6 protein-coding genes are annotated in these 14,741 nt (G+C 71.9%); 4 read left to right on the forward strand and 2 right to left on the reverse strand.

Annotation, left to right across the window (positions count from 1 at the left end; all coding sequences use genetic code 11):
* Positions 1-58 precede the first annotated feature (58 nt).
* On the reverse strand, positions 59-3,727 hold the full coding sequence (locus tag GQQ92_RS10445) for a TM0106 family RecB-like putative nuclease (RefSeq protein ID WP_156999206.1): 3,669 nt from the start codon (positions 3,725-3,727) through the stop codon (positions 59-61).
* Positions 3,728-3,823: 96 nt separating this feature from the next.
* Positions 3,824-4,450: a TetR/AcrR family transcriptional regulator gene (locus GQQ92_RS10450; protein WP_156999207.1), complete on the reverse strand. Its 627-nt coding sequence runs from the start codon at positions 4,448-4,450 to the stop codon at positions 3,824-3,826.
* 107 nt (positions 4,451-4,557) lie between these two features.
* On the opposite strand from GQQ92_RS10450, the gene GQQ92_RS10455 reads away from it, so the two are divergent.
* From GQQ92_RS10455 to GQQ92_RS10470, 4 genes are all read left to right on the forward strand, one after another.
* Positions 4,558-6,120 carry a purine-cytosine permease family protein gene (locus GQQ92_RS10455; protein WP_156999208.1) on the forward strand — a complete coding sequence of 521 codons (1,563 nt, stop codon included), beginning with the start codon at positions 4,558-4,560 and terminating at the stop codon, positions 6,118-6,120.
* Complete coding sequence (locus tag GQQ92_RS10460; protein ID WP_156999209.1) at positions 6,117-7,151, forward strand: agmatine deiminase family protein; 1,035 nt, start codon at positions 6,117-6,119, stop codon at positions 7,149-7,151. The genes GQQ92_RS10455 and GQQ92_RS10460 overlap by 4 nt, the downstream gene beginning before the upstream one ends.
* Entirely contained in the window at positions 7,148-9,091 is a 1,944-nt protein-coding gene (locus GQQ92_RS10465) for an amidase (protein WP_156999210.1), read from the forward strand. Before GQQ92_RS10460 ends, GQQ92_RS10465 begins: the two co-directional genes overlap by 4 nt.
* A 110-nt stretch (positions 9,092-9,201) precedes the next feature.
* Positions 9,202-14,505 (forward strand): metallophosphoesterase, encoded by a 5,304-nt coding sequence (locus tag GQQ92_RS10470; protein WP_156999211.1) that lies wholly within the window; start codon positions 9,202-9,204, stop codon positions 14,503-14,505.
* Positions 14,506-14,741 lie beyond the last annotated feature (236 nt).

Raw genomic sequence — 14,741 nt, forward strand, 5'->3', positions numbered from 1 at the left:
CGCCGCTCGCCGCGAGCCGTGTGCCGCGCGCCGCCCTGCATACCGCGCGCCGCGCGCGTCAGGCGACCGTCTCGGCGACCGAGCTCGCCGGCTCCGGAACCGGGGCGCGTTGCGACGACTCGGCCCGGTCGGCGCCGACGAGGCGCACGAACGCGCTGAGCCGGGCGACACCCGCGGGGGTGTAGGGGAGCGTGTCGAGCAGGCCGGGGGAGTAGAGCAGGTACGCCGCCCACTTCGCCCGCGAGATGGCGACGTTCAGTCGATTCTCGAGCAGCAGGAACTCGACCCCGCGCGGTGCGGACGCGGCGTTCGAGGCGGCCAGCGACACGATCGCGACGGCGGCCTCCTGGCCCTGGAACTTGTCGACGGTGCCCACGGGAACATCGGCGAATCCGGCCTCGTCGAGTGCGCGACGCACGCAGGCGAGCTGCGCGTTGTAGGGCGTGACCACGATGAGGTCGCGCTGCTCGAGCGGGCGCCCGGCCGCGGCATCCGCTTCGGACGGGTCGGTCCCGGCGGCAACCGGCCCCGGGGCCTCGGTCGGGTCGACCCAGGTTCGGCCGAGAAGGGATGCGACGCAGTCGACGACGACCGTGGCCTCTTCGGGGGAGGCAACCGTGTTGCCCTCGTGGGAGACCGGCACGGGCACGAGGCCGGGGTGCACCCCCTCGAGCGAGCGGGTCGACGCGACCTCGTGCGAGTGCAGTTCGCCCTCGTACGACAGGCGCGAGACCGGGGCGGCGACGGCGGGGTGCATGCGGCGGCTCTCGGCGAGGAAGATGCCGAGTTCGGGGGGCAGCACGTCGTGGCCGTCGGCGATCCACCCGAGCGCCGACGTGTCGACGGGTTCGAGGTGGCTGCCCTGGCTCACCTGCGGCAGTTGCTGCGGATCGCCGAGCAGCAGCAGGTTGCGCGCCGAGACGGAGGTCGCGATGGTCGACGCGAGCGAGAACTGCCCGGCCTCGTCGATGACGAGGAGGTCGAGCGAACCGCGCGGCACGCGGTCGGCGTTGGCGAAGTCCCACGCGGTGCCGCCCACCACGAATCCGGTGCCGGCGTGCGCCTCGGCGAACTGCGCGATGCCGTTGCGGCGTTTGTCGAGCCGCGTGTAGTCGTGCCCGAACGGCTCGTTCTCGTCTTTCGGCGCCTTGCCGACGAGGTCGGGCGCGAGCCCGGCGCGGATCGTGGCGTCGAGCACGTTCTCGACGACGGCGTGCGACTGGGCGACGACGCCGATCTTCCAGGCGTGCTTCGACACGAGTTCGGTGATCACGTGCGAGGCGACGTAGGTCTTGCCCGTGCCGGGAGGGCCCTGCACCGCGAGATAGGAGTCGTCGAGCTGACGCAGGCCGGCGATGACGGCGCCGACGTAGTCGTGGTTCGCGGCATGAGTACCCGCCGCCCCGAGGCCGCGCCCGTCGCGGGTGCGCGGAACGGAGCGGCGGAGGATGTCGACCGCGGGGTTCGCGGGCCATTGCGGCCAGGCCCTGGCGACCTGCTCGCCCCAAGCGGCGATCGCGTCCTTCTGGCGCCCCGCGGGCGGCGGTGAGCCGGGCACGACCGCCATGGGCAGCGCTGACCAGGTCTCGCCGTCGGACGCGAACTCCTCGACGACGACCCCGTCGTCGAGCACCTCGACGATCTGCACGTCTCGCTTCGTGCGCGACCCCGGCCGCGCGAGGGCGGTGCCGCCGAACGGCGCGGGCGAGTCGTACAGCACGAAGACGCTGCCGCCGACCGAGAAGCGGGAACCGGGCGCGACGCGCCCTCGGAGCCGAACGTGCCGGCGCTCGGCCTTCTTGCCCTCGGGGACGAACCAGGGCTGCGCGACCGCGGATGCCGCGGGGTCGACGACGATGACGTCGCGCTGCTCCTCCCAGGCTTCGAGTGGCTGCTCGAGGCGGAAGAAGTGCGCCCACCAGAAGCTCTTCGCCTCGCGGTCGTGGTAGTCGACGGCGGCGGCCGCGAGGGCCAGGGCCGTGTGGTCGGCATCGCGATCGGGGTCGTCGCGGGGGCCCGCGAGGTGTTGCAGGTGCAGCGCGACCGGCGACGGCTCGGCGACGCGGCCCTCGGCCTTGGCGGCCTCGACGAGCTGCGACTCGGGCACCGACGGCACCCCGGCCGCGCGCGCGAGGCCGAGCAGCCAGTCGCGCAGGCGCAGCGTCGAGACGCAGTCGTAGCGGTTGTAGTCGGCGAGGTCGTCGAGCACCAGCTGGGCGGCCGCGGTGCCGGTGAGGCCGGTCTCGGGGTCGAGCTCGTCTCCCGACGCGGCGAGGGCGCGGGCGCGCACGTACTCGAGGATCGAGTCGCCGCCCGACTTCACCTCGGCCTCGCGCAGCTCGTCGCCCATGTAGAGCGGTTCGAGCTTCTTGATGGAGTACGAGCGGCTGCCCACACGCACCGCGCGCTTGACGATGGGGTAGAGGTCGACGAACACGCCGTCGGCGAGCAACCCGTCGACCTCGGCCTCGCGCACGCCGTGGCGCGCCGCGATCGAGAGCAGGTGCGCCTTCTCGTAGTTGGCGTAGTGGTAGATGTGCAGGTTCGGGTGCGCGGCCCGGCGAGCGGCGACGAGGTCGAGGAACCGCTCGAGCGCGACGCGTTCTTCGGCGAACGTGTGCGCCCAGAGCGGCGTGAACCGATCGTCGACGTCGACCATGCCGAAGAGGTAGTCGATGCCCCAGTCGCGGGCCGGACCCTCGGTGTAGAGCGGATCGCCCTCGAAGTCGAAGAACAGGTCGCCGGCGTCGGGCTCGGGGATCGCGGCGAGCGCCGCGGGGTCGCGCACGTCGACGGGCGGGGGCAGTGGCGGGTCGTCGGGGGAGCGGGTGCCCGAGGCATCCGCCGCCTGCGTCGCCGCCTCGGCCTCGAGTTGGAGCCGTGCCTGCACGCGCAGGTTGGCGAGGGTCGCGTCGAGCATGCCCGGCACGGGGACGTCGGATGCCGCGAGCGCATCGATCGTCGTGATGCCGGCGTCTGCGAAGCGCGACCGCTGCGTCACCCTGAGGCCGGCGACGAGGAGCACGTCGCGGTGCGAGACGACCTCGAGATCGCAGGTCGCGCAGCGGCCGTCGAGGCCGTAGCGGGGATCGCCCCACTGCACCGGACGTGTGTCGGCGAGACGGTCGGCGATGATGCGTTCGAGTCGCTCACGGCGCAGTCGGTACACCGGCGCGATGTCGTCGAGGCGGTGGGTGCTCGTGGTGCCGTCGCCGAGCAGCAGCTCGACGGTGTCGGCGCAGGGCACGCCGATGCGGTCGAGCTGCTCGGCGTACGCGGCGAGCTGCAGCAGCGCCGTGACCTTCGCGCGGCGCGCGAGCTTGCTGTCTTGCACGAGGTAGCGGCCGTCGGGCTGCCGCACGATGAAGTCGGCGAAACCGATGAAGCCGTCGTCGGCGAACGTCGCCTGGAACACCACGGGAACCCCGGCGGCGAAGGCGGCGTTCGTGGCCTCGACGGCGGCGGCCACCGCGGCCGCGTCGCGCACCGACGGCCGCTCGATCTCGACGACGCCCGCGCCGAACTGCTCGCGGTAGCGCTCGAGCACCCGGAGCTCGTGCGCGTCGCCCATGCGGCCCGAGCGCTCGAGCATGGCGTCTTCGGGGTCGGGCACGGCCTCGATGCGGCCGAGCTTCGCGTCGAGGGCCCGCAGGAACGCGAACTCGCATTCGGACGCCTTCTTCAGGTCGCTCGCGCTCGTGACCACCGTGCCGTCGACCAGGTACATCGGGTTCCCTTCGCGAAATGCCGTGACTTCACGCTAGCGGCGGCATCCGACATCCGATCGACGAGGCGGCGCAGGCCGGATGCCGCGCGCCGGCGCCTACCCGACGGCGAGCGCTCCGCGACGCATGCCGAGCATGCCCTCGACCGCGTGGCCGATGCGCGAGCCTCGTTCGCCGGAGTCGCCCCAGCGCACGAGCGCGTGCGCGTTGAGGCCGTCGATCATGCCGAGCAGCTGCCACGCGACGCCGGCGGGATCGTCGGTCTCGAACTCGCCCTCGGCGACGCCCGCCGTGACGATGCCGAGGAGGAACGCGTGCCAGTCGTCCATCTCGTCGCGCACGCGCTGTGCGAGGGCCTCGTTCCGGCGGCCCATGGCCCAGGCCTCGACCCAGATGAGGGTGACGTCGTCGCGCGTGCCGTCGAGGAGCGTGTCGAGCAGGTGCGAGAGCCGGGCGCGCGGCGTCGCGAGGTCTGCGACGAGCGCCCCGACCTCGATGAGCTCGGCCTGCACGATGCCGCCGAACGTGCGGGCGATCAGGGATTCCATGTTGGGCTCGTAGTGCGCGACGAGCGCGGGCGCGACGTCGATGCGGGCCGCGATGCTGCGGAGCGTGAGCGCCGAGATGCCGTCTTCGACGGCCACCTCGCGGGCGGCGGCCGCGATCTCGGCCGCGCGCTCGGCGGGGCTCTTGCGTTCGGCCTTCTTGCGGACCGGTCTTGACATGGTGACCTCGGGTGGGTAGCGTCGCTGCAACTTGTTGATCGTTTGATCAATAGTAGATCGAGTCCCCGATCCTGTCGAGAGATCGACCGACCGAAAGCCCCTCAACGATGAGCAACACCACCCCGACCGCGGATGCCGAGACGACCCCGCGCCCGCACGACCCCGCGCCGGCCGCGCCCCACGAACTCGCCCCCGCCGCCGACCGCGTCGGCCACGTCGAGACCCACGGCACCGAGCACATCCCCGCCGCCGAGCGCCACGGACGCCCGTCGGGCCTGTTCTGGGTCTGGATGAGCGCGAACGTCGGCTACCTCTACTTCGTCGTGGGCGGCGTGCTCATGCTCCTCGGCCTGCCCGTCTGGGAGGCGCTCGCGATCACCGTGGCCGGCAACCTCTGGTGGGCGCTCGTCGGCTTCCTCGCCGTGAGCGGTCCGGTGTCGGGCTCGCCGAGCGTGTCGATCATGCGCGCCATGTTCGGCGTCCGTGGCAACAAGGTCTTCGGCGCCGGCCTCGGCGTGCTCATCGGCCTGTTCTACGAGATCATCAACGTCGCGTTCGCCACGCTCGCCGCCATCGCCCTGCTCGGCCACTTCGGCATCGCCCTCCCCGCCGGCGGCGAATGGATAGCGCTCGCCGTGATCGGCGTGCTGAGCTTCGTCATCGGCGTCTACGGCCACGCGACGATCATGGCGCTCGCCCCGTGGTTCTCGGCCGCGCTCGCCGTGGTCTTCGTGCTCCTCGCGGTCTTCGTGTTCGGGGCGGCCGACTGGGCCTACGATGTCGAGCCCCTGCCGGTCGCCGATCACTGGGCGCTCGTCATGCTGGGTTTCGCGATCGTCGCGTCGAGCCCGCTCAGCTGGGGCACGGGCGCCGACTACGCGCGCTACCTGCCGGCGGATGTCTCGAAGCGGGCCGTCGCCTGGTACACCGCACTGGGCGGCTTCATCCCGGCCGTGCTCATCGGCGGTCTCGGCGTGATCGCCGGCACCGCGATCGACATGACCGACCCGCAGCTCACGATCGGCGAGATCGTGCCGTCGTGGTTCACCCCGATCTTCCTCGCGATGATCGTGCTGTCCTCGATCACGAACAACGTGCTCGTCGCGTACTCGACCGGCTTCTACGCGCAGGCCCTCGCAGCCCGCATCTCGCGCGCCGCGACCACCGTCGTCACGGGCTTCATCGCCACGGCGATCGCGGGCTGGCTGCTGTTCCTCTCGCCGAGCTTCCTCGACACGCTGAGCGCATCGCTCGAACTCTCGGTCACGGTGTTCGGCCCGCTCGTTGCGATCTACGCGATCGACATCGTGCTGCGCCGCAACCGCTACGACGGCGCCGCCCTCGACGACCAGCGTCGCGGCAGCCCGTTCTGGTATCGAGGCGGCGTGTTCCTGCCGGGCGTCATCGCGATGGTCGTCGGCATGACCGTCGCGGTGCTCATGGCGAACACCACGCTCTACGTCGGTCCGATCTCCGCCGCGCTCGACGGCGCCGACTTCTCCGCGCTCGCGGGCCCCCTGCTCGGCGCGGGCGTGTACGCCCTGCTCTGGCGCACCACGGCCCCGTACCGCGACCCGGCGAAACGCCCGAACGGGCGCCCGGCCGAGGCATCCGCTGACATCATCGAAACGGATGCCGCGGCATCCCGAACCGAAGGAGTGCACGCATGACCTGGCGCATGCCCGCAGAGACCGCGCCGCACGAGCGCACGTGGATGGCCTTCCCGCGCGAGGGCTTCACCCTCGGTGAATCGGCCGCCGACCGCGAGGAGGGCTACGCCGCCTGGACCGCCGTCGCCCACGCCGTCGCGGAGTTCGAGCCCGTGTCGATGCTCGTCGACCCCACCGAGGTCGCCCGCGCGCGCGACCTGCTGGGCGACGGCATCGCCCAGGTCGAGACGCCCGTCGACGAGTTCTGGATGCGCGACCACGGCCCGACCTTCGTGCTCGACGCCGACCGCCCGGGCGTCCTCGGCGCGGTCGACTGGATCTTCAACGGCTGGGGCGACCCCGAATGGTCGGAATGGCGCAAGTCGGCCGAGCACGCGCGGTTCATCGCCGAACTCGTCGGCGCCGAACTCGTGACGAGCACGCTCGTGAACGAGGGCGGCGGCATCCACGTCGACGGCGAGGGCACGGTGCTCCTCACCGAGACCGTGCAGCTCGACCCGCGCCGCAACCCGTACGCCGACCGCGCCCGCGTTGAGGCCGAGATGGCGCGCACGATCGGTGCGACGAAGGCCGTGTGGCTGCCCCGCGGACTCACGCGCGACTACGACGACTTCGGCACGAACGGGCACGTCGACATCGTCGCGACCCTCGCCTCCCCCGGCCGCATGCTCCTGCACCGCCAGGACGACCCGTCGCACCCCGACTTCGAGGTCACGCGCGACCTGCGCACGCAGCTCTCGCAGGAGACGGATGCCGCGGGCCGCGCGTTCGAGATCCTCGACCTGCCCGCACCCGCCGAGATCCGCGACGACGAGGGCTTCGTCGACTGGAGCTACGTCAATCACCTCGTCGTGAACGGCGGCGTCATCGCGTGCGGCTTCGGCGACGAGCGAGCGGATGCCGCGGCGCGCGACATCCTCGAGGCGGCCTACCCCGGCCGCACGGCCGTGACGGTCGACGCGCGACCGCTGTTCGCCCGGGGCGGCGGCATCCACTGCATCACGCAGCAGCAGCCGGCGGTGGCGCGATGAGCGCGGAGTCTCGCGGGTCGAGGAGCGAAGCGTCTCGAGACCTTGCGGGGGTTGGTCTCGAGACGGCGGCTCCTTCGTCGCTGCCTCCTCGACCGGCGGCCGAGGCGTCTCGCGGGTCGAGGAGCGGAGCGTCTCGAGACCCCGACGTCGTCGAGGCGTCGATCGCCGACCTGCGCGCCGCCCTCGAGTCGGGCGCAGTGACCGCGGTCGAACTGCTCGACCGCTACCTCGCGCGGATCGCAGCGTACGACGGCCCCGACACGGCGACGGCGCTCAACGCGCTCGTCGTGATGAACCCCGAGGCCCGCGCCGACGCCGCGGCATCCGACGCCCGTCGCACCAGAGGCGAGACGCTCGGCCCGCTCGACGGGATCCCGTACACCGCGAAGGACAGCTATCTCGCGCGCGGCCTGACCGCGGCCGCCGGGTCGCCCGCGTTCGCCGACCTCGTCGCGCAGCGCGACGCGTTCACGATCGAGCGCCTGCGCGGTGCCGGCGCCGTGCTCATCGGGCTCACGAACATGCCCCCGATGGCGAACGGCGGCATGCAGCGCGGCGTCTACGGACGCGCCGAGAGTCCGTACAACGCGGACTTCCTCACGGCCGCGTTCGGGTCGGGCTCCTCCAACGGGTCGGGCACGGCGACCGCGGCATCCTTCGCGGCCTTCGGACTCGGCGAGGAGACCTGGTCGTCGGGGCGCGCGCCCGCCTCGAACAACGCCCTCTGCGCCTACACGCCGTCGCGCGGCGTCATCTCGGTGCGGGGCAACTGGCCGCTCGTGCCCACCATGGACGTCGTCGTGCCGCACACCCGCAGCATGGCCGACCTGCTCGAGGTGCTCGACGTGATCGTGGCCGACGACCCCGAGACGCGCGGCGACTTCTGGCGGGTGCAGCCGTGGGTGGCGATTCCGCGCTCCTCCGACATCCGCCCCGCGTCGTATGTCGCGTTGGTCCCGTCTCGCGGGTCGGGGAGCGAAGCGTCTCGAGATCTGGCGGGGGTTGGTCTCGAGACGGCGGCTCCTTCGTCGCTGCCCCCTCGACCGGCGGGGGAGGCACTCGCGGGCCGGCGGCTCGGGGTTCCGCGCATGTACGTGAACGCCGACCCCGAGGCCGGCACGGCCGAACCCGGCCGCACGCCCGGGATCGGCGGAGCCACCGGGCAGCGCATCGAGACCCGCGCGTCGGTGATCGAGCTGTGGCGGGCGGCGCGCCGCGACCTCGAGGCGGCGGGTGCCGAGGTCGTCGAGGTCGACTTCCCGGTCGTGTCGAACTACGAGGGCGACCGCCCCGGCGCGCCGACGATCGCGACGCGCGGGCTCGTGACGCCCGAGTACCTGCGGCGCGAGATCGTCGACCTGTCGGCCTGGGCGTGGAACGACTTCCTCGACGCGAACGGCGACCCCGCCCTGCGTGCGCTCGCCGACGTCGACGGCACGCGCATCTTCCCGCAGCCCGAGGGCGCCCTGCCTGACCGCTACACCGGCTTCGACGACGACATCGCCGAGTACCCGGAGTGGGCGCGCGAGCACCCCGGCGCGACGTTCGACGACATGCCCGAGCTCGAGTCCGGCATCCGCGGCCTCGAGGAGACCCGCCGGATCGACCTCGAGCAGTGGATGGACGGCCTCGGCCTCGACGCCGTCGTGTTCCCCGCGGTCGCCGACGTCGGCCCCGCCGACATGGACGTGCACGAGGCATCCGCAGATCTCGGCTGGCGCAACGGCGTGTGGGTCGCGAACGGCAACCTCGTGCCGCGGCACCTCGGCATTCCGACGGTCACCGTGCCGATGGGCACGATGGCCGACATCCGGATGCCGGTGGGCCTCACGTTCGCCGGCCGCGCCTACGACGACACGGAACTGCTGCGCCTCGCCGCTGCCTTCGAGTCGACCGGCGCTCGCCGCACGGAGCCGCCCCGCACGCCGCGCCTCGCCTGAGCGCCCGCGCCTGCGGCGGGTTCACCTCCTGTTCAGATCGGATCCACACCCGGCACATCCGGCGTCCCTAGCCTCCGAGGGTTCACCCCCGACAGGAAACGGAACTCGACGTGCCTTCACGTACCCGTCCATCCGCCGTGCTCGCCGTGGCGCTCGCCGCGGCCGTGGGCGCCGCGATGATCACCCCGGCGCAGGTCGCGACCGCGGCTGAGACCCCGACCGCCCCGCGGCTGCTCGTCACTGAGATCGTGCCCGACAACGTCGGCAACGACGAGTTCGAGTTCTTCGAGGTGCACAACACCACGGGCGAGGCGATCGACCTCGACGACGCGGGCATCGGGTTCTCGTACATCTACGCCGACAGCGACGACCGGGCCAAGGACATCGCCCTCGACGTCGCCGACGACACGGAGATCGACGCCGGGCAGACGATCGTGCTCTGGCTCAGCTACACGACGGCGACGTTCGACTCGTTCGCCCGCACGGAGAGCGACTTCCGCGCCCACTTCGCGGCCACGCAGCCCGAGGCCGACTACGACGTCGTGCGGGTCACCGGCCAGGGCGGCATGGCCAACGGCGGCGGTCGCGGCATCCGCGTCACCGCGTCCGACGCCGAGATCAGCCGGTCCTTCTACCCGACCGCCTCGGCGGCCGCTGATCTCGGGGTGACGTTCCGGGTGCCCGCATCCGGCGTCTCCGCGGAGGTCCTCGCGACGGCCGCCGCGCCGACGCCCGGGCGCCTCGACGACGGCACCCTCGAGCCGGTCGACCCCGTCGACCCCGAGCAGCCCGCCGCGCCGCTCGAGGCACGCGACCTGATCGTCACCGAGTTCGCGCCCGACAACGCGGGCACCGACCGCTACGAGTACGTCGAGATCGCGAACACCACCGATCACGACGTCGACCTCGCGGCATCCGGCGTGCGCTTCGTGTACTTCGGCGCCGGCGACCGCGAACTCGCCTACCCGGCCGGTTCGGTCGTGCCCGCCGGCGGCGTCGCCGTGCTCTGGCTGAACTACTCGCCCAACACCGACGGGCTCTCCGCCGACGACTTCCGCGCGTACTCCGGCGCCCCGGCCGACACGGTCGTCGTGCCCGTGACCGGGCAGCCCGGATTCGCGAACACGGCTGACCGCGGCATCCGCGTCGAAGCCGGCGACGTCGTGCTCGCCTCGGCGTCGTACCGTGCCTCGCAGATCGGCTCCGCCAAGGGCGTCGACTACCGCCTGCCGGCCCGCGCCGACGAGACCGATCTGGCCGTGCTGCGCGAGCAGGCGCCGCCGACACCCGGCATCGTCGACCCCCAGGCGTTCGTGCCCGCCGCGTTCGACCCGCAGCCCGACCCCGAACTCGTGACCGCGCCGCTGCAGATCACCGAGGTCGCCCCCGACACCGACAACGTCGCCGGTGCCGACGCCTACGAGTTCGTCGAGGTGTACAACGCCACGAGCGGGCCGATCGACTTCCGCGACTACTCGCTGGAGTACCTCTACCCGCTCGCCGATCTCACGAACTCGTCGACCGCCCTCTGGCCGGCGACGAAGCGAGACTCGATGATCGAGCCCGGCGGCACGGTCGTCTTCTGGATCAAGAACGGCGCCAACGACGCGCTCACCGCCGCCGACTTCAACGCGCACTTCGGGTCGACGCTCGTCGCCGACGAGACCCTCTTCGAAGTCGAATCCGGGGGCATGGCCAACTCGGCGGCTCGCGGACTCGAGATCACGACGAACACCGGCTTCACCGTGAACCGCGCCTACTACAACCTCGGCGGCGTCGACGACACCGTGGTCGACCAGCCGATCCAGTACGCGGTCGACCACGCCGACCTCACGCTGCAGCGCAAGCTCGGCACGGCGGCCGCCACGCCCGGCGCCGTTCGCCCCGAGCAGGTCGACGACGGGCTCATGATCGTCGCACCCGACACCGTCGCGCCGGCGATCACCGACCTGACACCGGCCGAGATCACCCCCGGCGAGGACTTCTCGATGGCCTTCACGGTCACCGACGACGTCCGTGCCAACACGGTGACGCTCGCGGTGCGCAGCAACCTCGACGAGACGTTCGTCTCGTACGACCTCGTCGCCGACGCCACCGGCTCCGGGTACTCCCGCACGGTGCCCGCCGTCGACCTGACCGGCAAGAAGTGGTTCGAGTACACCCTGACGGCGCGCGACGGCGTCAACGAGAGCGGCACCGAACTGCGCCGCATCGCCGTCGCCGGAGCCGATCTGTCGCCGGTGCGCCTGCACCTCGACGACGACGCCTGGCTGCGCGGCACGGTCGACGTGGTCGCCGGTTCCGATGAGTATCCGGCCACGACCGTGATCAGCGTCGACGGCGCGGATGTCGCGGGGGCCCCGCAGCTCGAGTCGGCGCCCGTCTTCGCCTTCGAGGCGAGCAGCGTCGACACCTTCTTCCGCAACGGCGTGCGCGTCGGCGAAGATGTGCTCGCGATCTTCGACGACGGCATCTACTCGGGATGGGAGACGATCTCGACGCCCGTGCCGCTGGCATACCTCGCCGACTCCGACGAGGTGACGGTCAGCGTCTGGGCCGGCACCAAGGCGGCGCCCGAGATCGACCTGGACGAGAACAACGACGACTTCAGCATCCGCAACCTGCGGCTCATCCTGCCCGACGGCCGCACCCTCCTGCCGGCCGGGTACGACGACCCGGCGCAGGTGCTCGCGATGGGCGACAGCGTCGGCAAGCTCGACTTCTTCGACGCCGCGTTCACGCTCCCCGCCGATGCCCGCACCGCGGTCGGATACCGGTGGGACACCACGGCGGTCGCCGACGGCGCGCACGTCGTGCGTGCCGAGTCCGCGGCCGGATCGGACGAGGCATCCGTGCGCGTCGACAACAGCGTTCCCGGCATCGCCACCGAACTCGAGGACGGCAAGCTCTACCAGGGCGAGTTCATGATCGACGCCTCGGCCACCGACGACGGCTCCGGGCTCGCATCGCTCACCGCGACGCTCGACGGCGCGCCCGTCGAACTGCCCTACGCGACTTCGTCGATCACCCTCGCCGACGGGGAGCACGCCGTGGTCTTCACGGCGACGGATGCCGCGGGCAACGTCGCCGAGCGCACGGTCGCCTTCACGACCCCGGTCGAGGAGCCCGGCAACGAGCTCATCTCGCCCGAGGACGGCGCCGAGTTCGAGGCGGGCGAGGACATCACGCTCTCCGCCCGAGCCATCGATCCGTCCGACGACGACCTCGACGTCGACTTCGCGGAGGCCTCCCGGCTCGGCGTGGGCGACGGCATCGAGGCCTACACGGGCACGGTGACCGAGGCCGACACGGTCGACCGCTCGGCGCGCCGCGCGCTCACCGCCGAAGAGGTCGCGAAGATCGGCCGACTCGACGAGGATGCCGCGGCCGAGACATCCGACACCGCGTTCCCCTACCAGCTGTTCGATGTCACGGTGCCCGAGGGGTCCGGTGACGACGCCCGCGTGCGCCTGCGCTGGGACGGCTCGGCCAACGCCGACGCGAAGGTGCTGCTGTACGCGCTCGGCGTCGACGGCGCCTGGCACGAGTTGGACCGCGCCCTCACCACCGACGGCGCGCCCACCTCGTTCACGCTCGACGCGCTCGTGCCGGTCGCCGAGTACGCGATCGACGGGCTCGTGACCGTGCTCGTGCAGCACTCCGAGGGGTTCGCCGGCACCGACCTGTCGACCCGGGAATCGGCCGTCGAGCGGAACCACGCCGAGGACACGCCGCGCTCCGCATACGACTTCACGCTCGCCTGGGAGTCGGACACGCAGTACTACAACGAGCAGTACCACCAGCACCAGACGGCGATCCACGACTACCTGCTGCGGGAGCGCTCCGACCTGAACCTCCAGTACCTGTTCCACACGGGCGACATCGTGGACGACTACGACCAGCTCGTGCAGTGGGAGTCGGCGACCCCCGAGTACGCGAAGCTCGACGACGCCGGCCTCCCGTACGGGGTGCTCGCCGGCAACCACGACGTCGGGCACAAGGAGATCGACTACACGAACTACGGGTCCTACTTCGGCGAGGACCGCTTCGCCGGGAACCCCTGGTACGGCGGCAGCTACGAGGACAACCGCGGCCACTACGACCTGGTGAGCGCGGGCGGCATCGACTTCCTCATGCTGTACATGGGCTGGGGGCCCGAGAGCGACGAGATCGACTGGATGAACGAGGTGCTCGCGCGGTACCCCGAGCGGGTCGCGATGATCAACCTGCACGAGTACATGCTCACGACGGGCGGCCTCGGCCCGATCCCTCAGCGGATCTACGACGAGGTCGTGGCGACCAACCCGAACGTGCGCACCGTGTTCTCGGGGCACTACCACGACGCCTTCACCCGGATCGACGGGTTCGACGACGACGGTGACGGCGTCGACGACCGGCAGGTCTACCAGGTGCTGTTCGACTACCAGGGCCTGCCCGAGGGCGGCCTCGGATACCTCCGCCTGCTGCACTTCGACAACGAGGGCGGGCAGATCATCGCGCGCACCTACTCGCCATCGCTGAACGACTACGACTCCGACGACCCGTCGCTCGAGCTCGTGCACCAGGAGTTCACGATCCCGTACGCGGCGCTCGGCCTCGCGCCGCAGCCGAAGACGCTCGCGACCGACGCGTTCAGCGCCGAGGTGCTCACGGCGCACGCGATCGCCTCGTACACGGATGTCGCGAGCGGCTCGGTGCAGACGGCGACGTGGTCGCCCGAGCTCGGCGTGCACGGCTGGTACGTGACCTCGGTCGACCCGTACGGGGCCACCGCGGACTCCGAGGTGCGCACGCTCACGGTTGTGGAGGCCGGTGACGGCGGTGGCGACGGTGACGGTGGTGACGGTGGTGACGGCGGCGACGGCGGTGACGGCGATCCGGGCGACGGCCGCCCGACCGACCCGTCGGTTCCGGTCGGCGTCGACGCGCTCGACCCGGCGCTCGAGGGTGCCATCTCGACCCCCGCATCCGTCCGCGTCGGCGAGGCCTTCCGCGTGACGGTGGGCGAGGCGCACGCGGGCGAGTGGATCCAGCTCTGGCTGCACTCGACCCCGACCGCGCTCGGCACGTGGACGCAGGTCGCGGCCGACGGCTCGCTCTACGGCATCGTGCCGACCGGCACGCCGACCGGCGTGCACACGCTCGTCGCGCAGACCGCCGACGGCGTGGTGGGCTGGACCACGCTCGCCATCGAGGCCGCGTCGACCGAGGCCCCGGGCAGCGGTGACGGATCGGATGCCGGCGCGGGTTCCGGCGCGACTCCGGCCGGCAGCGGTTCCGAGAGCAGCACGGCTTCGGACGGATCGCTCGCGAGCACGGGTGCGGGCTGGGTCGTGCCCGCCGGTGTCGCGGCCGCTGCGCTGCTGCTGCTCGGCGCGGTGCTCCTCGTGCTGAGGAGGCGTCGCACCGCCTGAGCCCTTCCATCCTGCAGGAAACGAGGCTGGATGGGCCCCTCACAGCCGTGATGGTGCCCGCCGGTCGAGGAGGCGCGCCGGCGCCGTCTCGAGACCTTCGGTGCTTGGTCTCGAGACGCTTCGCTCCTCGACCGGCGGCGGTCGAGGAGGCCGCGACGAAGGAGCAGCCGTCTCGAGACCTTCGGCCCTTGGTCTCGGGACGCTTCGCTCCTCGACCGGCGAGACGCTTCGCTCCT

Origin of the sequence: Agromyces terreus, assembly GCF_009749465.1 — a bacterium.
GTDB classification, from domain to species: Bacteria; Actinomycetota; Actinomycetes; order Actinomycetales; family Microbacteriaceae; genus Agromyces; species Agromyces terreus.

What these genes read in the sequence shown, in the direction of transcription:
- GQQ92_RS10465 (WP_156999210.1), top strand. Translation starts at nt 7,148, where the DNA reads ATGAGCGCGGAGTCTCGCGGGTCGAGGAGCGAAGCGTCTCGAGACCTT.
- GQQ92_RS10455 (WP_156999208.1), top strand. Translation starts at nt 4,558, where the DNA reads ATGAGCAACACCACCCCGACCGCGGATGCCGAGACGACCCCGCGCCCG.
- GQQ92_RS10445 (WP_156999206.1), bottom strand. Translation starts at nt 3,727, where the DNA reads ATGTACCTGGTCGACGGCACGGTGGTCACGAGCGCGAGCGACCTGAAG.
- GQQ92_RS10450 (WP_156999207.1), bottom strand. Translation starts at nt 4,450, where the DNA reads ATGTCAAGACCGGTCCGCAAGAAGGCCGAACGCAAGAGCCCCGCCGAG.
- GQQ92_RS10460 (WP_156999209.1), top strand. Translation starts at nt 6,117, where the DNA reads ATGACCTGGCGCATGCCCGCAGAGACCGCGCCGCACGAGCGCACGTGG.